Raw genomic sequence first — 17,910 nt, forward strand, 5'->3', positions numbered from 1 at the left:
CTGGACCCGGTGCCCGGCGGCCTGCGCACAATGGCCCATATGACCTCACCTGCGCTGACCGTCGGTTTCGACCTCGACATGACCCTGATCGACTCCCGCCCCGGGATCCACGCCTGCTTCGAGGCGCTGTCGGCACGGACCGGGACGTACGTCGACGCCGACCTCGTGATCACGCGGCTCGGACCGCCGTTGGAGCAGGAACTCGCCCACTGGTTCCCGGCCGAGCGGATAGACGAGACGGCCGGTCTCTACCGCGAGATGTACCCGGAGCACGCGATCACCGGCTCGCTCGCGATGCCCGGCGCGCGCGAGGCCGTCACGGCGGTGCGGGCGGCGGGCGGCCGCGCGGTCGTCGTGACCGCGAAGTGGGAGCCCAACGCCCGGCTGCACCTGGAGCACCTGAACATCGACGCGGACGACGTCGTCGGCGGCCTGTGGGCCGAGCAGAAGGCGGTGGCGCTGCGCGAGCACGGAGCGAGCGTCTACGTCGGCGACCACACCGGTGACGTACGCGGTGCGCGCACCGCCCGGGCGTACAGCGTGGCCGTGGCGACCGGGCCGTGCGACGCCGTGGAACTGCGCGCGGCGGGCGCGGACGTGGTCCTCGGCGACCTCACGGAGTTCCCGGCGTGGCTGGAGAACCACCGCTGAGGGCACGGCGGGTCCGGCACCGGCGGGTCCGGGGCCGGTCCGCCGGAACGGGTGCCGTCAGGAACGGGCGGCGCGGGCCCGGCGGCGGCCCTCCGCGGCCGACCGGAGTACACCCGCGGCGGCCAGCAGGAATCCGACGCCCATCAGCATGCTCAAGCCGAACATGTAGAACGGAAAAGGTTTCGTTCCGAGCAACAGCGGTGCCACGGTGACCAGTGTGGCCAACGCTCCGATGAAGAACACGATGGCACCGGCACGGATCAGCCTGTCACCGGCTTCGGGGGAATTCGCTTGGGTTTTGTCACGCACCGGACCAGGGTAGTTCCCTGCGCGAAGGAACAATCCAGCGACGTCTTGTCACGAGCCGACGGACCATTAGCCTTGGTACCGGCGGGTCGGCTGACCCGCTGTAGTGCTGTCCAGAGGCGTTTCCCGGGCAGTTGCCCCTGCGGCCACCCGAGCCGTTCCCGAAGAAGTTTCCGACGAGTACGAGGACGAGGACAGACGTGCCCACCGGCAAAGTCAAGTGGTTCAATACTGAGAAGGGCTTCGGCTTTCTCTCCCGTGACGACGGCGGCGACGTCTTCGTCCATTCCTCGGTTCTGCCCGCCGGAGTAGACGCACTCAAGCCCGGCCAGCGCGTCGAGTTCGGCGTCGTCGCCGGTCAGCGCGGCGATCAGGCCCTCTCGGTGACCCTGCTGGAGCCGACCCCCTCGGTCGCGGCCGCCCAGCGCCGCAAACCGGACGAACTGGCGTCCATCGTCCAGGATCTGACGACCCTCCTCGAGAACATCGCACCCACCCTGGAAAACGGCCGCTACCCCGACAAGGCTTCCGGCAAGAAGATCGCGGGTCTGCTGCGCGCGGTCGCCGACCAGCTCGACGTGTGACCGCCTCCCGGCGGCGGGCCGCCACCGGGAGCCGGAGGAGCCCGGCGGGCCCGGGGAGGGTCAGGGAAACGCCAGCGCGTCCGGTCCGAGGGGCGGCACCAGTCCCTCGGCCGCCGCACGTGTGAGCAGCCCGCGGACCGCCGCGTAGCCGGGCTCGCCCAGATCGGCCGTGAACTCGTTGACGTACAGGCCGATGTGCTGGTCCGCGACGCTCGGGTCCATTTCCTGGGCGTGCTCCAGGACGTAGGCGCGGGAGGCCTCGGGGTCGTCCCAGGCGGCCCGGACCGAGGCACGGGCGGCCGCGGCGAGCTCCTGGAGCCGCTCCGCCCCCAGTGACCGCCTGGCGATGATCGCGCCCAGCGGGATCGGCAGCCCGGTGGTGCGCTCCCAGTGCTCGCCCATGTCGGCGAGCTTGTGCAGCCCGTAGTTCTGGTACGTGAAGCGCGCCTCGTGGATGACGAGCCCCGCGTCGACCTTCCCGTCCCGCACGGCCGGCATGATCTCGTGGAACGGCATGACCACGATCTCGCCGACCCCGCCGGGAACCGTGTCCGCCGCCCACAGCCGGAACAGCAGGTACGCCGTCGACCGCTCGCTCGGCACGGCGACCGTACGCCCTGTCAGTCCCCCAAGCTCTCGGCTTCGCTCGAGCAGGGAGGTGCCCCCAGTCCCGGCCTCCTTGGTCAGCACGAGCGGACCGCAGCCGCGCCCCAGCGCGCCGCCGCACGGCAGCAGCGCGTAGTCGTCGAGGACGTACGGCAGCACGGCGTACGACACCTTCAGCACGTCGAACTCGCCGCGCTCGGCCATGCCGTTGGTGATGTCGATGTCCGCGAAGGTCACGTCCAGGGCGGGCGCGCCCGGGACCCGGCCGTGTGCCCAGGCGTCGAACACGAAGGTGTCGTTGGGGCAGGGCGAGTAGGCGATCCGCAGGGTTCCGGCGGCGTCAGTCAGTGCGCTCATGGGGGTTCCAACTCTCCAGCAGGGGTCCCAGCTTCCCGAACGCCCCGGTGAGGGCCGCGAGGGCGTCGCCGATGCGCCACGCGGAGCGGTCCCGCGGGCCGACGGGATTGGACACCGCGCGGATCTCCAGCACCGGCACGCCGTGCGCGCCGGCCGCCTCGGCGACCCCGAACCCCTCCATCGCCTCGGCGAGGGCGCCCGGGTGCCGGGCGCGCAGTTCGGCGGCGCGTGCGGCGCTGCCGGTCACGGTCGACACCGTTAGGACCGTTCCGACACGGCCGCCGGTGGCGGCGGCGACTTCTCGTACGAGTGAATCCGGAGGCCGGTGGCTGACGGTCCCGAAGCCCAGCTCGGTGACCGGCAGGAACCCCTCCGGCGCCTCGGCGCCCAGATCAGCCGCGACGATGTCGTCGGCGACCACGAGCGAGCCCACGGGTGCTCCGGGCTGGAACCCGCCGGCGATGCCCGCGCAGACGACGAGCCGGTAGGGCGCGCCCTCGAGCGCGGCGGCGGTCAGCGCGGCGGAGACGGAGGCGGCGGCGAGGGCGGGGCCGACACCGGCGGCGAGCAGATCGTGCCCGTCGGCCCGGTGGAGCGTCGCCCCCGGGAGCCGTACCTCGTGCGCCGTGCCGGACGACGCCGCGGCCACCGCTTCCCGCTCCGCGGAGACGGCGGTGGCCACGAGCACCCTCGGCCCGGCGGCGGCGGTCAGTTGTCCGAGTCCTTCTTGAACTTGAAGGACCACAGACCGGTGGCCGTCGTCTTGCCCTCCTTGATGGAGACGAGGGTCGAGCTGCCGCTGGCGCCGTACTGCTGGTTGAAGAAGACGCTGCCCGGAATGGTCAGGTAGGTCTTGTTGGTGGTCTCGGGCAGCAGCTGCTGCCCGTTCATCAGGATCGTCCAGCCTTTGTCCGCGATCTTCGGGTCGACGCCGAACCGCACGGTCTCGTCGGGGTCCACGGTGATCGACTTGATGTCCTTGGACCGCAGGCAGCTCGTCAGGTCCGCGGTCTTCAGGGCGTCGCCGTCGTTGTAGCAGTCGGCCTCGGAGCTCACCGACTTGGTGCCGACCGTGACGGTGGCCATCGGGGTCGGCTTGTCACAGGCGGACAGGGCGAGGAGTCCGGCGGAAACGGCGCCGACCGTGGCGACGGCGCGGCGACGGCGCGCAGCGCGGTGTCCATTAGCGGCTCTGCCGCGGGGCAGGGAGGTCATGACCGAAGGTTATCGGGCACGTCCACCGGTGCCCCCACGTGGGGTGCGGCGTGCCGTGCACGGCCCCCGCGCGGCTCAGGAGACGCGTCCGCGCGCCGCACCGCCGCGCCGCGCCACCAGGAGCAGTCCCCGCACGGTCGTCAGCCACCCGACGGCGACGATCCCGGCGGCCACGGAGAGGCCGAGCGGGCCGTTGAGCGGCATCGCGATCCCGATGGCCCCGCCGAGCACCCAGGCCATCTGGAGCAGCGTCTCGGAGCGGGCGAACGCCGAGTTCCGGACAAGTTCGGGGACGTCCCGCTGGATCAGGGCGTCCAGGGACAGCTTGGCGAGGGCCTGCGCGAAACCGGCGATCGCGGCGAGGCACGCCACCATCAGAGGGCCGAAGAACAGCGCCGCCGTGACCGCGGCGGCCACCACGACCGCCACCACCGTCACGATGATGATCTCCGGGGCGCGCTGCTTCAGCCAGGCGCCGACGGCCGTGCCGAGCGCGTTGCCCACGCCCGCCGAGACGACCACCAGGCCGAGCGAGACCGCCGCGCTCTTGCCGGTGATCGGGTGCTCGCGCAGCAGGAAGGCGAGGAAGAAGATCAGGAAGCCGGACAGGCAGCGCAGCGAGGCGTTGGCGCCGAGGGCGTGGGTGACGGCCGTGCCCACGGTCCGCAGATTGGGGCGCGGGGGTTTCTTCAGGTGCGGGCCGTGCAGATGGTCCGCGTCGGCGGCGAGCAGCGCCGTGTCCTCGCCCTTGGCCGAGTCGACCTTGGGCGGCAGTGAGAACGACAGGAACGTGCCCGCGATGAAGATCGTGAAGGCGCCGTAGAGCGGATAACGCGCCCCCAGCGACTGGAGCAGGGCGGCGACGGGTCCGGCCACACCGGTGGCGAGGAGTCCACCCAGGGTGACTCGGGAATTGGCCTTGACCAGGGAGAACGTGGGTGGCAGCAGCCGGGGTACGACGGCGCTGCGCACCACGCCGTAGGCCTTGGAGGCGACGAGCACGCCGAGCGCGGCGGGGTACAGCTCGAAGGTGCCGGTGACGACCGCGCTCGCCAGCATCAGCGCCAGCATCGCCCGCGCGAGCATCGAGCCCGCCATCGCGGCCCGCCGGCCGTGCGGCAGCCGGTCGAGCAGCGGGCCGATCACGGGGGCGAGGACGGCGAAGGGCGCCATGGTGATGCCCAGGTAGAGGGCGACCCGGCCGCGGGCCTCGTCGGTCGGTACGGAGAAGAACACGGTGGAGGCCAGGGCCACCGTGATCATGACGTCGCCCGCGCCGTTCACCGCGTGCAGTTCGATCAGTTTCCCGAGGCCGGACTCGCCCGCGCCGTGCGCGTGCGTCGCCTTGCGGATGCCGCGCGCGGTCCGCGTCACCGGGAAGTGCAGGGCACGCCCCACCGCGCGGACGGATCCGGTCAGCCGGCCCGATCCGCCGCTCCGGTTGCTCCCCTTGGCGCCACCGACACCGGTTGCTCCCTGGGGCGACCTCGCGGATGTCACTCCGTCATAGTGCCCCGAGTTCGGGGTGTGTAGTGCGGTTACCGTGCGTACGGGGCCGAGTGGGGTCACGTCGGGACCAGTCGGGACCATCGGACCGGGCGGGACGGGCGGGCGGATGGGAAACTTTCGGTGCGGAGCGCCGGGGCGTCGTCGCGGGGCGGCAAAGATCCCGGCGCGGAGCACCGAAGACGGCCGCCGGTGTGGGCCCAGGGGCCAGGAGAAGGTAGCGTGCGTAACGCGCCTGTGGCGGTTGTTCTCGGCCGCGCGCCTCTCGGCCATCCCGCAGAATGGATGGCGTAGGTGCGCCTGAGTGCGATCGGGCGCGGACGTCGACGCGGCCCACCGGTCCGCTCCGTCCGCACCCCCGCCGAGGAAGGGCGCACCCGTGAGACGGCGTAGGAGAGAAGCGATACCTGTGAGCGCAGCGACAACGCGAAGCCGCACCCCGGACCGTCTGTGCGCGGAGGCCGTCGACCTCGCCCGCGCGGCCGCCGAGGAAGCCGCCTATCCCGGCGTCGTCGGCGAACACCTCGGGATGGTCTCCGAGGGGGACCGCGTTGTCACGCACTACTTCGAGTGCAAGGAGCCCGGGTACCGTGGCTGGCGCTGGGCGTCGACCGTGGCCCGCGCCTCCCGCGCGAAGATCGTCACCCTCGACGAGACGGTGCTGCTGCCCGGCACGGACGCGCTGCTGGCACCGGAGTGGGTGCCGTGGAGCGAGCGGCTCCGCCCCGGCGACCTGGGACCCGGGGACCTGCTGCCCACCGAGGCCGAGGACCTCAGGCTGGAGCCCGGCTGGTCCGGCGAGGACGAGCCGGCCCCGAACTCCGCGGTCTCCGAGGACATGGCCGAGCTGGTGGAGGCGGAGGACGCGGAGGTGACCGCGGGAACGCCCGCGAACCTGCCGATGGCCCCGCGCCGGGGTTCGATCTCCGCCGTGGCCGAGGAGCTGGGGCTCCGCCGGGCCCGGGTGCTCTCCCGGTACGGACTGCACGTCGCGGCCGACCGCTGGGAGGACTCGTACGGGGCCAGGACGGCGATGGCCCAGGCCGCGCCCGCCTCGTGCGTCAGCTGTGGCTTCCTGAACCGCATCGGGGGCTCGCTCGGGCAGGCGTTCGGTGTCTGCGCGAACGAGTTCTCGCCGGCGGACGGGCGTGTGGTGTCCCTCGCGTACGGCTGCGGGGGGCACTCGGAGGCCGCGGTCATGCCGAAGCCTCCGCGGCCGCCGCTCCCGGTGATCGACGAGACCCAGGTGGACCCCTTCCCGCTGCGTCCGTCCCCCGACTCGGGCTCGGTCCCGGCGACCACCGACGAATCCCAGGCGGAACTGGGCCACTCGTAGTTTTCACCGGCCCCGGGGCCTTCACCGGCCCCGGACCAGGACTGGCATTCCCACCGCCCCGGCACGGGCGCGAGTCCCAGCCTTCTTTCGCCCCCTCCGCCCCTACCCTTCCCTTACCTGGGGCTCCGCCCCGGACCCCGCTCCTCGAACGCCGGAGGGGCTGGATCTTCACGCCCGCGAGGGACTGCACCCGAGCCACCGCTCACCCGCAGCCGGGTACGCACGCGAGGGGCCGCGCCGGTACATCGATGCCCGTCGCCACCGACGCCCACATCCCTGTCCGACGGCGACGGGCTGATGCACCGGCGCGGCCCCGCCCCACCCACCGGACCGGAGCGGCGGAGAACGCGCGGTACCTTCGTGCCGCGACCCGGTGCAGCACTCGCGGTCGCGCCAGGCGAGAGGGAGAGTGAACCCGTGAGTAAGTTCGTGCGGCCGGCTGCCGAGGGCGCGGACCCGTTCGGCACGGCGCGCCTGCGCCGCGGAGTGCTGGACGCCTGGGCGACCAGCCCGGCCAGGTTCCGCGAGGACGCCAACGCCGAGGAGGACCTCGTCCTCGGCGGGTACCGCGACCGCCTCGTCGTGGAACTCGCCCAGAACGCCGCCGACGCCGCGGCCCGCGCGGGTGTTCCGGGCCGGCTGCGCCTCACGCTCCGCGACGGCGTCCTGGTGGCGGCCAACACCGGCGCCCCCCTCGACACGGCCGGCGTCGAGTCGCTCGCCACCCTCAGGGCCTCCGCGAAGCGGGACGCCCCCGACACGGCCGTGGGCCGCTTCGGCGTCGGTTTCGCCGCGGTCCTCGCCGTCACCGACGAGCCCGCCGTCGTCGGCCGGAGCGGCGGCGTCCGCTGGGCGCTGGCCGAGGCCCGCGGCCTCGCCGTCGGCACCGCCGAGGACAGCCCCGGCCTCGGCGACGAGATCCGCCGCCGGGACGGCCACGTACCGCTGCTGCGACTTCCGTTCGCGGCCGAGGGCACGGCCCCGGCCCCGTACGACACCGCCGTGATCCTGCCGCTGCGCGACACCGCGGCCGAGGACCTCGCCGAGCGCCTGCTGCGGACCGTCGACGACGCCCTCCTGCTGGCCCTCCCGGGCCTGGAGGAAGTGGTCGTGGAGATCGGCGACGCCGAGGTCCGCACCCTGCGCCGGACGGAAGCCGAGCACGGCACCGTCATCGACGACTCCCGCGACGGCACGACCCGCTACCGCACGGTCGCCGCGCACGGCCCCCTCGACCCCGCCCTGCTCGCCGGCCGCCCGGTCGAGGAACGGCTGCGTCCGCACTGGTCCGTGACCTGGGCCGTCCCGGTGGACACCGGCGGAGCGCCGGCCCGCCCGCGGATCAGCCCGGTCGTGCACGCGCCGACGCCGAGCGACGAGGCCCTCGGCGTGCCCGCGCTGCTCATCGCCTCGTTCCCGCTCGACACCACCCGGCGCCACGCCGCCCCCGGCCCGCTGACGGACTTCCTGGTGGAGCGCGCGGCGGACGCCTACGCCGAGCTCCTCGCCTCCTGGCGGCCGGTGGACGCCGGGATCATCGACCTGGTGCCCGGCCCGCTGGGCAAGGGCGAACTGGACGGAGCGCTGCGGCAGGCGATCCTGGACCGGCTGCCGCGCACCGCGTTCCTGCCGCCCGCCGCCCCGCCGGACCGGCTGCCGACCGTCGACGCCCCCGAGGACTGGCCCGCGAGCAGCACCGCGGAGAACCCCGCCGCCCTGCGGCCGCGGGACGCCGAGGTGGTGGAGGGCGCGGGCGCCGAGACCGTCCGGGTGCTCGCCGAGGTGCTGACCGGCCTGCTGCCCGCCGGGCTCGAACGGCGGGTGGAGCTGCGCACGCTGGGCGTGGCCCGGGTGGCGCTCACCGAGGCCGTGGACCGGCTGGCCGGCCTGGAGAAGGACCCCGAGTGGTGGTACCGGCTGTACGACAGCCTCGCCGGGGTCGACCCGGACCGGCTGTCCGGACTGCCGGTGCCGCTGGCCGACGGCCGTACGACCATCGGGCCCCGCCAGATCCTGCTGCCCACCGCCGAGGGGTCCCTGGTCGCCCCCGGCACGCTCGCCAGGCTCGGCCTCAAGGTCGCGCACCCGGACGCGGCCCACCCGCTCCTGGAGAAGCTGGGAGCCCTGCCGGCCTCGCCCCGCGCGGTGCTCACCACTCCGCAGGTGCGGGCCGCGGTGGCCGCCTCGCTCGACGACGAGGGCGGGGCGTGGGACGAGGACACCCTGGACGCGGAGGAGCTCGCGGACACCGTCCTCGCGCTGGCCCGTGACGCCGCGCTCGAACCCGGCGACGAGCCCTGGCTCGGCGCGCTCGCGCTGCCGGACGAGGAGGGCGAACTGGTGCCCGCCGGTGAACTGGTGCTGCCCGGCAGCCCGTTCGCGGCGATCATGCGCGAGGACGAACTCGCCTCGGTGGATGCCGAGTTGGCCGAGCGCTGGGGCGAGCAGCCGCTCGCCGCCTGCGGTGTGCTGGCCGGCTTCGCGCTGGTGCGGGCCACCGACGTCGTGCTCGACCCCGACGAACTGGAGCCGCGCGAAGGGGACTTCGCCGAGCCCGATGACGCGGGACTGCTGGACGCGGTGGACGTGTGGTGCGAGGACGTCCTCGACCGGCTGCCCGGTTCGCCGGTGCCGCCCGTCGCCACCGAGATCGTGGCCGTACGGGATCTGGACCTCGTGGACGACGACCGGTGGCCGCAGGCCCTCGCGCTGCTGGCGCAGCCGCCGCTGCGGGACGCGATCATCCAGCAGGTGCGCATCCTGCTCCCGGACGGCACGCACGAGATCGTCCGGCCGTACACGGCGTGGTGGCTGCGCGGGCACCCGGTGCTCGACGGGCGCCGTCCGGCCGGCCTGCGGGCCGCCGGCGGCGATCCGCTGCTGCGCGGCCTGTACGACGAGGCGGACGCGACCGGCTTCGAGGACGAGCAGGTCCTGCGGGCGCTCGGCGTGCGTACGTCCGTGGCCGCCCTGCTCGACGAGCCGGGCGGAGCGGCCGAGCTGCTCGACCGGCTCGCCGACCCCGGGCGCCCGGTCACCGGGGCGCAGCTGCACGCCCTGTACGGCGCGCTGGCCGATCTCGACCCCGAGCAGGTGACGCTGCCCGACGAGCTGCGGGCGGTCGTGGACGGCGAGGTGCGGGTCGTGGACGCGGCCGACGCGGTGGTCGTGGACTCGCCGGACCTGCTGGCCTTCACCGACGGGGTGCCGCTGCTGCCGGTGCCTCCGGCGCGGGCCGCGGAGCTCGCCGAGCTGTTCCAGGTGCGGCGGCTCAGCGAGTCCGTCACCGGCGAGGTGACCTCCGAGGGCACCGAGCACGACGTGCCGGAGTCCGTACGGGTCCTGCTGGGCCCGGCGACCCCCGCCTCGTACGTCGAGCACGAGGAGCTCGTGGTCGACGGCACCGAACTCGACTGGCGCCGCACCCGGGACGGGGTGCTGCACGCCGCCACCCTGGAGGGCGTCGCCGCCGGACTCGCCTGGTCGGCGGGCCAGTGGCCGCGTCGCTTCGAGGTCGCCGCGCTGCTGGAGGACCCGTCCCGCACCGAGGAACTGGCCAGGGACCGCTGGTTCGACTGACCGAACCCCCCCGGACCACCCGGGACCGCCCGGCCCCCTCCCGCATCCCGGGGCCGGGCGGTCCCCACGCCCGCCGCCGGTATGCAAAGCGATCACAAAGACTGCGGCCGCCCCGCCCCGCCCGTACAACCAGTCGCACCTCTCATTGATCTCACCTTCCGAGTCAACAGACTCACTGATCACTTGGGTCCCGTGCCGACGACGAGCCGTTCGGAACGACCACTGCCGGGACCCCTTCTCCACCTGGGGAACCCCATGCGCATACGAGCCACTGTGGCCGCCGTCTCCGGCGCCCTGGCCCTCTCCGCTCTCGCCGTGCCGGCCGCGCAGGCCGCAGGCAACCCGGTGTCCAACGTCACCTTCTCCAACGTCGTGATCAACGGCGGCAAGAACGTCGTGGTCGGCGCCTCGGCGCAGGTCACGGTCGGCGCGACCTACACCGTGACGCACCCGTCGAACGTCAGCAAGAGCTCCTTCTCGACCGTCCCGGTGCTCTACCGCGGCGCCACGGTCGACACGTCGTCCGACATCATCGTCGGCGACGAGGACGGTGTCTGCACCGTCTCCACCTCGACCGTGCTCAAGTGCACGGCCAAGATCCAGTTCCGTCCTGCCGCCTCCGGCGGGGACATAGACCTGACCTCCGCCATGGCCGGTTCCTGGAAGGTCGGCGCGGTCGCCGTCGACATGAACAACGACGCCAACGTCAAGTTCCAGAACGGCCTGGGCACCAAGAACGTCCAGCGCTACTCCAAGCTGACGGTCAACGCCTCGCCGGAGCCGGTCAAGAAGGGCAAGACCGTCACGGTCACCGGCACGCTGACCCGCGCGAGCTGGGACACCGCCAAGTACTACGGCTACGGCACCCAGTCGGTGAAGTTGCAGTTCCGCAAGAAGGACAGCAGCACCTACACGACCCTCAAGACCATCAAGACGGACAGCGCCGGCAACCTGAAGACGACCACGACGGCCACCGCCGACGGTTACTACCGCTACAGCTTCGCGGGCACCTCGACCACCTCGGCCGTCAGCGCCACGGGTGACTACGTCGACGTGCAGTAACACCTGCTGTGATCAGCTGTGATCAGGTGTGACCAGGGATCCCCGGCCCCAGGGCCGGGGATTTTTGTCTGTTCCGGCCAAGTGTGTGCCCGTTTCACCGCTCCGCCCCGGAGGGTGTTCGTACGAGTCGCACAAAGAATTCATCTCCCGTGCAACCATTCGAGCACCTTGGTGATCTTCACTTACGAGTCGCCAGACTCCGCCATCGTCCGGGCCCCGTGACCACGAGCCGTGAAGAACGACCACATCCGGGCCCTGTCTCCATTGGGGGGATCGCATGCGTATCCGTGCCACCGTGGCCGCCGTCTCCGGCGCCCTGGCCCTCTCCGCCCTCGTCGCGCCGGGCGCCCACGCCGCCGGCTCCGACGACCACCGCGCGGACATCGCCAAGGTGCGGGAAGCCGCCCGCGCCGCTTCCGGCAAGACCCCGTTCACCGGTTCCACCGGCTCCGACGGGGAGTTCTACGAACTCCCCCTGAACTTCTCGAACGTGGTCGTCAACAAGGGCAAGCCGATCGTCGCCGGCGTCTCCAACCAGGTCACCGTTCCGGTCACCTTCGAGATCAAGTACACGGCCGACGTCGACATCACCGCCGACGACTTCTTCCTGGACGTCGAGCTCTACCGCGGTTCCTACGACGAGCCGGCCGGCACGCTGATGGGCGACGACTTCGCCTCCTGCACCGCCACCGGGACCCAGTCCGCCAAGTGCAAGGGCACCATCGACGTCTACCCGGCCGACGAGCTGGCCAACGCCGACGCCACCACGTGGAAGGTCATGGGCCTCGCGATGGCCTTCAACGGTGTCGACCCCGGCGACGACGACGCCGACCTGAGCAAGGTCGGCTACGTCGACCAGGACATGTTCAACTTCACCACCAAGCTCCAGCGCTACTCCAAGCTGACGGTCAACGCCGCGCCGGAGCCGGTGAAGAAGGGCAAGACCGTCACGGTCACCGGCAAGCTCACCCGGGCCAACTGGGAGACCCACGACTACCGGGGCTACACGGGCCAGTCGGTGAAGTTGCAGTTCCGCAAGAAGGGCAGCAGCACCTACACGACCCTCAAGACGATCAAGTCGGACGGCTCCGGCAACCTGAAGACGACCACGACGGCCACCGTCGACGGTTACTACCGCTACAGCTTCGCGGGCACCTCGACCACCCCGGCCGTCAGCGCCACGGGCGACTACGTCGACGTGCGGTAGGCGGTGACGTAGCTCCCCGCGCGGGACCCCTACGCGGGAACGCGGCGGTCGACCCACCTCCACAGGAACTCCAGGACGGCCGCCGCCACCACCGAGATCAGCACCGCGGTCCACGGCATCGTCGTGCCGACCAGCTTCAGCGCGAAGAAGTGCTGGAGCCGGGGCACCACGAGCACGAGCAGGAACGCCCCGCCCATCGAGGCGACGAGGCAGATCCGCCACCAGGTGTAGGGCCGGGCGATGATCGCGAGCACCCACATCGAGACCAGGAACAGCGTCAGCGTCGCGGCGCTCGTCTCGGCCTCCAGCGAGCCCTCGCCCGTGTAGTGGTGGCGCGCGATCAGGTACATCACGAAGGTCGCCGCTCCCGCCACGACCCCGCCCGGGATCGAGTACCGCATCACCCGCCGTACGAAGTGGGGCTGGGCGCGTTCCCTGTTCGGGGCGAGGGCGAGGAAGAACGCCGGGACGCCGATCGTCAGCGTGGACAGCAGGGTCAGGTGGCGCGGCAGGAAGGGGTACTCGACCTGCCAGCACACCACCAGCACGGCCAGCAGCACCGAGTAGACCGTCTTCACCAGGAACAGCGTCGCGACCCGGGTGATGTTCCCGATGACCCGGCGGCCCTCCCCGACCACCGAGGGCAGGGTCGAGAAGCTGTTGTTCAGCAGCACGATCTGGGCCACCGCGCGGGTCGCCTCGGACCCCGAGCCCATGCTCACCCCGATGTCGGCGTCCTTCAGGGCCAGGACGTCGTTCACGCCGTCGCCGGTCATCGCCACCGTGTGCCCGCGGGACTGGAGCGCGCCGACCATGTCCCGCTTCTGCTGCGGGGTGACCCGCCCGAAGACCGTGCCCTTCTCCAGGGACTTGGCCATCTCCTCGCGCTCGTCCGGCAGCCGGCGGGCGTCCACGGTCTCGCCGGTGAGCCCCAGCTTCCCGGCGACCGCGCCCACCGAGACCGCGTTGTCGCCGGAGATGACCTTGGCCTTGACGTCCTGCTCGGCGAAGTAGCGCAGGGTGTCGGCCGCGTCCGGGCGCAGCCGCTGCTCCAGCACGATCAGCGCGGCGGGCCGTGAGGCCTCCGCGACGCCGGGGTCGTCGAGGTCCTTGGTGGTCATCGCCAGCAGCAGCACCCGCAGCCCCGCCTCGTTGAGCCGCTCGGTGTCCTCGAGCGCCGCGTCCCCGGCGGGCAGCAGCACGTCGGGAGCGCCGAGCAGCCAGGTGCTCGACTCGCCGTCGCCCTCGCTGAAGCCGGCGCCGCTGTACTTGCGGGCGGAGGAAAAGGGCAGGGACTGGGTGCAGCGCCACTCCTCGTTGTCCGGGTAGGCGGCGATGATCGCCTGGAGGGAGGCGTTGGGCCGGGGGTCGGACTCGCCGAGCGCGCCGAGGGCCTTGCGCAGGTACGTCTCGTCGGTGCCGTTCAGCGGCCGCAGCTCGGTGACGTCCATGCCGCCCTCGGTGAGGGTGCCGGTCTTGTCGAGGCAGACGGTGTCGATGCGGGCGAGGCCCTCGATGGCGGGGAGTTCCTGGACGAGGCACTGTTTCCGGCCGAGGCGGATGACGCCGATCGCGAAGGCGACCGAGGTGAGCAGGACCAGACCCTCGGGGACCATCGGCACGATCCCGCCGACGGTCCGCGCGACGGAGTCCTTGAAGCCGTGCTGCTTGACGACGAGCTGGCTGATGATCAGGCCGATGGCGGTCGGGATCATCATCCACGTCACGTACTTGAGGATCGTGGAGATGCCGCTGCGCAGTTCGGAGTGGACCAGCGTGAACCGCGAGGCCTCCTCCGAGAGCTGGGCCGCGTACGCCTCGCGGCCCACCTTCGTCGCCGTGAAGGCGCCGCTGCCGGCGACCACGAAGCTGCCCGACATCACCGTGTCGCCCGCGTGTTTGACCACGGGGTCGGCCTCACCGGTGAGCAGCGACTCGTCGATCTCCAGCCCGTCGGCCTCCGCGCAGGTGCCGTCGACGGCGACCTTGTCGCCCGGCCCGATCTCGATGAGGTCCCCGAGCACGATCTGCGACGATCTGACCTCGGCGGCGACCCCGTCCCTGCGGACGGTCGGCCGCACCTCGCCGATCACCGCGAGCGAGTCCAGCGTCTTCTTGGCCCGCCACTCCTGGATGATGCCGATCCCGGTGTTGGCGATGATCACGTAGCCGAACAGGCTGTCCTGGAACGGCGCCACGAACAGCATGATCAGCCAGAGGACACCGATGATCGCGTTGAACCGGGTGAACACGTTCGCCCGGACGATCTCGCCCATGGAACGGCTGCTGCGGACGGGTACGTCGTTCACCTCGCCGCGCGCGACCCGCTCGGCCACCTCGGCGGCCGACAGTCCCTCGGCCCGCCGGGAGGCGGGTATGGGCACGGGGTGAACGGGATCGAGTCCGGCGCCCGCGTCGGTGTGGGTCATGCCTCCGACGGTACGTGCGGATATGCGGCTTCACCCGCCGAGTGGGCCGAAGTTCCGACTTGGGGAGGACCGGCGGCGGCGGGCAATGCTGCCCTGGGTGGAGAAGGGACCCCTACTCCGTCACGGGGTCGGTGGAGGGGCCGGCCGCCAGGGCACGCTTGATCGCCGCGTCGCGCTTGCGGACGTACCAGATGCCGATCAGTCCGAGGCCCGCGCCCGCCAGGCAGGTCCCCAGCCACCACAGGTGTCCGTGGTCGTCGAACCAGCCGTAGAACGGCAGCTGCACCAGGAAGAGGACGAACCAGAGGATCGTGCCGCCCGTGATGGTGGCGACCACGGGGCCCTCCAGGGGCTCCGGCGCCTCGTGCTTGGGGGTCCACTTCGCCATGTGCACAGCTTACGAGGGCCGGCGACCGCTTGTGTTCGCGCCCGGTCTCTCCTTGCGCCACAAGGGTCTACGCGCGGAGATAGCGATTTTAGACTCATATGTTCATACTGAAACTGTCTGAGTCTGGCCAGTTGCATTCGTATGAAACACCAACAGCGACCTGGGGGAACCTGCTGGTGAACGACCACTGACCAGGCTCGATCACGTCCCGTCCCCCTGCACGTTTGAGGACCCGCATGTCCACCTCGGCCGCCACCAAGGCCCCCGCCCCGCAGGAGCCGGAGTCCCGGCCCGCGCAGAGCGCCCTCGACCGCTACTTCAAGATCTCCGAGCGGGGCTCCAGCCTCTCGCGCGAGATCCGCGGCGGTTTCGCCACCTTCTTCGCGATGGCGTACATCATCGTGCTGAACCCGATCATCCTGGGCAGCGCGAAGGACATGTACGGGCACCACCTCGACAACGGACAGCTCGTCACCGCGACCGCGCTGACTGCGGCCTTCACCACGCTCCTCATGGGCGTCATCGGCAACGTGCCGATCGCGCTGGCGGCGGGCCTCGGCGTGAACACGGTCGTCGCCCTCCAGCTCGCCCCCCGGATGTCCTGGCCGGACGCCATGGGCATGGTGGTCCTCGCGGGCTTCGTCGTGATGCTCCTGGTGGCCACAGGTCTGCGCGAGCGCGTCATGAACGCGGTGCCGCTCGGCCTGCGCAAGGGCATCGCGATCGGCATCGGCCTGTTCATCATGCTGATCGGCCTGGTCGACTCCGGCTTCGTCACGCGCATCCCGGACATCGCCCAGACGACGGTCCCGCTCCAGCTCGGCACCGACGGCCACCTGCACGGCTGGCCCGTCCTGGTCTTCGTCCTCGGCACGCTGCTGACCCTCGCGCTGATGGTGCGCAAGGTGCCGGGCGCCATCCTCATCTCGATCGTCACCATGACGGTCGTCGCGGTGATCATCAACGCCGTCACCACCGTCCCGTCCTGGGGCCTGACCACCCCGAAGTGGCCCGGCAACCCGGTCGCGAGCCCGGACTTCGGGCTCATCGGCCAGTTCAGCCTGTTCGGCGGCTTCGGCAAGGTCGGCGTGCTGACCGGCCTCCTCTTCGTCTTCACCGTGCTGCTGTCGTGCTTCTTCGACGCGATGGGCACGATCATGGGCATCAGCGACGAGGCCAAGCTGACGGACGCCGAGGGCAACATGCCCGGCATCAACAAGGTCCTCTTCGTCGACGGCATCGCCGTCGCCGCGGGCGGCGCCTCCTCCTCCTCGGCCACCACCTGCTTCGTGGAGTCCACGGCCGGTGTCGGCGAGGGCGCCCGTACGGGCTTCGCGAACGTGGTCACCGGCGCGCTCTTCGCCGTCGCCCTCTTCCTGACCCCCGTCGCCACGATGGTCCCGTCCCAGGCGGCCACCCCCGCGCTGATCGCGGTCGGCTTCCTGATCATGTCCCACTCGGTCAAGGAGATCGACTGGGCGGACTACACGATCGCCATCCCGGCCTTCGTGACGATGATGATGATGCCGTTCACCTACTCGATCACCAACGGCATCGGGATGGGCTTCATCACCTTCGTCGTGCTGCGCCTGGCGGCGGGCCGGGGCCGTGACGTCCCGGTCGCCATGTACGTGGTGTCGGCGGTGTTCACCTTCTACTACCTCATGCCGGCCCTCGGCCTGACCTGAGCGGTATCAGGGCATGCGGGGTCTCACGTGACGCCGTAGAACTTCTCCGTCTCCTCGACGGCGGTCTGGAACCGCTCGTCGAAGTCATCGCGAATGAGCGTCCGGACCACGTAGTCCTGGACGCTCATTCCGCGTTTCGCGGCATGTTGTCGGAGCCGGTCGAGCAGCTCCCCGTCGATGCGCAGGCTGAGCACGCTGGTCCCCATGGAGTCGAGGGTCGCCGCTTCCCGACCGGTTTCGCGTCATTTCCCGGAGCAGTCTCACTCATATGAGTGATCCCCGCGTCCAATGGCGCGCATCACGGGTATCCCATTGTTCTTTAGCGAGAGTAATGAGTTACGCTAAAGAACATGCCTGACCTCACCCATGGCGACGACGAGGCCGCCGTGAACGCCTTGCGCTCCGCAGTGATGCGGTTGTCGCGTCGACTCAAGCACCAGCGGGTCGACGAGTCGCTGAGCCCCACCGAGATGTCGGTGCTCGGCACCCTCGCCCGTTGCGGCAGCGCCACGCCCGGCGAGCTCGCACGCAAGGAACACGTGCAGCCGCCGTCGATGACCCGCATCGTCGCGCTCCTGGAGGCCAAGGGGCTCGTCAGGCTGGAGCCGCACCCCGAGGACCGGCGCCAGAAGGTGGTGACGCAGACCGACAAGGCGGAAGCCATGCTCGAGGAGAGCCGCCGCAGGCGGAACGCGTTCCTGGCCGGACTGGTCGAGGCCCTCGACGAGGACGAATGGGCCAAGCTCCGCGAAGCCGCTCCCGTCCTGGAGAAGCTCGCGCACATCTGACCGACGGCGGCCCTCCTGCGCTCCCCGGTCCCGGCCCGGATCAGTGATCCGGGCCCGGATCAGTGATCTCGGTCGAGATCGCCGGTCACGACCTGGATCACCGGTCTCGGTCCGGATCGCCGATCTCGGTCCGGATCACCGGTCACGGAGCACGGAGGGTCCGCCCCACCCCGCAAGCGCCGACGCCCCCCATGACGCCGACGTCCAC

The 17,910-nt window shown here is 71.4% G+C and carries 16 protein-coding genes; 8 read left to right on the forward strand and 8 right to left on the reverse strand.

From position 1 onward, the window contains the following. The first annotated feature begins 30 nt into the window (after positions 1 to 30). Positions 31 to 651, forward strand: coding sequence for an HAD family hydrolase (locus CW362_RS20820; protein WP_103551012.1), 621 nt, complete (start codon positions 31 to 33; stop codon positions 649 to 651). A 57-nt stretch (positions 652 to 708) separates the two neighbouring features. Here CW362_RS20820 and CW362_RS20825 read toward each other — a convergent pair whose 3' ends face one another. Continuing rightward, positions 709 to 960, reverse strand: a complete 252-nt coding sequence (locus CW362_RS20825; protein WP_103551013.1) for a hypothetical protein — start codon at positions 958 to 960, stop codon at positions 709 to 711. A 197-nt stretch (positions 961 to 1,157) separates the two neighbouring features. Here CW362_RS20825 and CW362_RS45310 point away from each other — a divergent pair, with 197 nt between their 5' ends. Continuing rightward, positions 1,158 to 1,541 carry a cold-shock protein gene (locus CW362_RS45310; RefSeq protein ID WP_103551014.1) on the forward strand — a complete coding sequence of 128 codons (384 nt, stop codon included), beginning with the start codon at positions 1,158 to 1,160 and terminating at the stop codon, positions 1,539 to 1,541. A 60-nt stretch (positions 1,542 to 1,601) separates the two neighbouring features. Here CW362_RS45310 and CW362_RS20835 read toward each other — a convergent pair whose 3' ends face one another. From CW362_RS20835 to CW362_RS20850, 4 genes are all read right to left on the reverse strand, one after another. Further along, entirely contained in the window at positions 1,602 to 2,504 is a 903-nt protein-coding gene (locus tag CW362_RS20835) for a 1,4-dihydroxy-6-naphtoate synthase (protein WP_103551015.1), read from the reverse strand. Next, positions 2,488 to 3,186 carry a futalosine hydrolase gene (locus tag CW362_RS20840; protein WP_240657941.1) on the reverse strand — a complete coding sequence of 233 codons (699 nt, stop codon included), beginning with the start codon at positions 3,184 to 3,186 and terminating at the stop codon, positions 2,488 to 2,490. The genes CW362_RS20835 and CW362_RS20840 overlap by 17 nt, the downstream gene beginning before the upstream one ends. A 26-nt stretch (positions 3,187 to 3,212) precedes the next feature. After that, entirely contained in the window at positions 3,213 to 3,719 is a 507-nt protein-coding gene (locus CW362_RS20845) for a DUF2771 domain-containing protein (protein WP_103551017.1), read from the reverse strand. Positions 3,720 to 3,794: 75 nt separating this feature from the next. Next, positions 3,795 to 5,219: an MFS transporter gene (locus tag CW362_RS20850; RefSeq protein WP_103551018.1), complete on the reverse strand. Its 1,425-nt coding sequence runs from the start codon at positions 5,217 to 5,219 to the stop codon at positions 3,795 to 3,797. A 415-nt stretch (positions 5,220 to 5,634) separates the two neighbouring features. Here CW362_RS20850 and CW362_RS20860 point away from each other — a divergent pair, with 415 nt between their 5' ends. The 4 genes from CW362_RS20860 (at position 5,635) to CW362_RS20875 (ending at position 12,409) form a co-directional block, all read left to right on the forward strand. Next, on the forward strand, positions 5,635 to 6,561 hold the full coding sequence (locus tag CW362_RS20860; protein ID WP_103551019.1) for a DUF3027 domain-containing protein: 927 nt from the start codon (positions 5,635 to 5,637) through the stop codon (positions 6,559 to 6,561). A gap of 417 nt (positions 6,562 to 6,978) precedes the next feature. Continuing rightward, complete coding sequence (locus CW362_RS20865) at positions 6,979 to 10,140, forward strand: sacsin N-terminal ATP-binding-like domain-containing protein (RefSeq protein WP_103551020.1); 3,162 nt, start codon at positions 6,979 to 6,981, stop codon at positions 10,138 to 10,140. A 255-nt stretch (positions 10,141 to 10,395) separates the two neighbouring features. Further along, the gene (locus tag CW362_RS20870; protein ID WP_103551021.1) at positions 10,396 to 11,202 is read left to right on the forward strand and encodes a hypothetical protein; all 807 of its coding nucleotides are present in this window, start codon (positions 10,396 to 10,398) and stop codon (positions 11,200 to 11,202) included. Positions 11,203 to 11,479: 277 nt separating this feature from the next. Beyond that, positions 11,480 to 12,409, forward strand: a complete 930-nt coding sequence (locus CW362_RS20875; RefSeq protein WP_103551022.1) for a hypothetical protein — start codon at positions 11,480 to 11,482, stop codon at positions 12,407 to 12,409. A gap of 29 nt (positions 12,410 to 12,438) precedes the next feature. Here the strand turns inward: CW362_RS20875 and CW362_RS20880 are convergent, their stop codons facing one another. Both CW362_RS20880 and CW362_RS20885 read right to left on the reverse strand, forming a co-directional pair. Continuing rightward, entirely contained in the window at positions 12,439 to 14,838 is a 2,400-nt protein-coding gene (locus tag CW362_RS20880; protein ID WP_103551023.1) for a cation-translocating P-type ATPase, read from the reverse strand. A gap of 112 nt (positions 14,839 to 14,950) precedes the next feature. Beyond that, the gene (locus CW362_RS20885; protein WP_103551024.1) at positions 14,951 to 15,226 is read right to left on the reverse strand and encodes a DUF2530 domain-containing protein; all 276 of its coding nucleotides are present in this window, start codon (positions 15,224 to 15,226) and stop codon (positions 14,951 to 14,953) included. Between the two features lie 236 nt (positions 15,227 to 15,462). On the opposite strand from CW362_RS20885, the gene CW362_RS20890 reads away from it, so the two are divergent. Then, positions 15,463 to 16,914: an NCS2 family permease gene (locus tag CW362_RS20890; RefSeq protein WP_103551025.1), complete on the forward strand. Its 1,452-nt coding sequence runs from the start codon at positions 15,463 to 15,465 to the stop codon at positions 16,912 to 16,914. A gap of 23 nt (positions 16,915 to 16,937) precedes the next feature. On the opposite strand, the gene CW362_RS20895 is transcribed toward CW362_RS20890, so the two are convergent. Continuing rightward, complete coding sequence (locus CW362_RS20895) at positions 16,938 to 17,120, reverse strand: ribbon-helix-helix protein, CopG family (protein ID WP_103551026.1); 183 nt, start codon at positions 17,118 to 17,120, stop codon at positions 16,938 to 16,940. A 144-nt stretch (positions 17,121 to 17,264) separates the two neighbouring features. Between CW362_RS20895 and CW362_RS20900 the strand changes: the two genes are divergently transcribed. Next, positions 17,265 to 17,702, forward strand: a complete 438-nt coding sequence (locus CW362_RS20900; protein WP_103551027.1) for a MarR family winged helix-turn-helix transcriptional regulator — start codon at positions 17,265 to 17,267, stop codon at positions 17,700 to 17,702. Positions 17,703 to 17,910 lie beyond the last annotated feature (208 nt).

The organism is Streptomyces populi (genome assembly GCF_002911015.1).
In the GTDB taxonomy this organism is placed as follows: domain Bacteria; phylum Actinomycetota; class Actinomycetes; order Streptomycetales; family Streptomycetaceae; genus Streptomyces; species Streptomyces populi.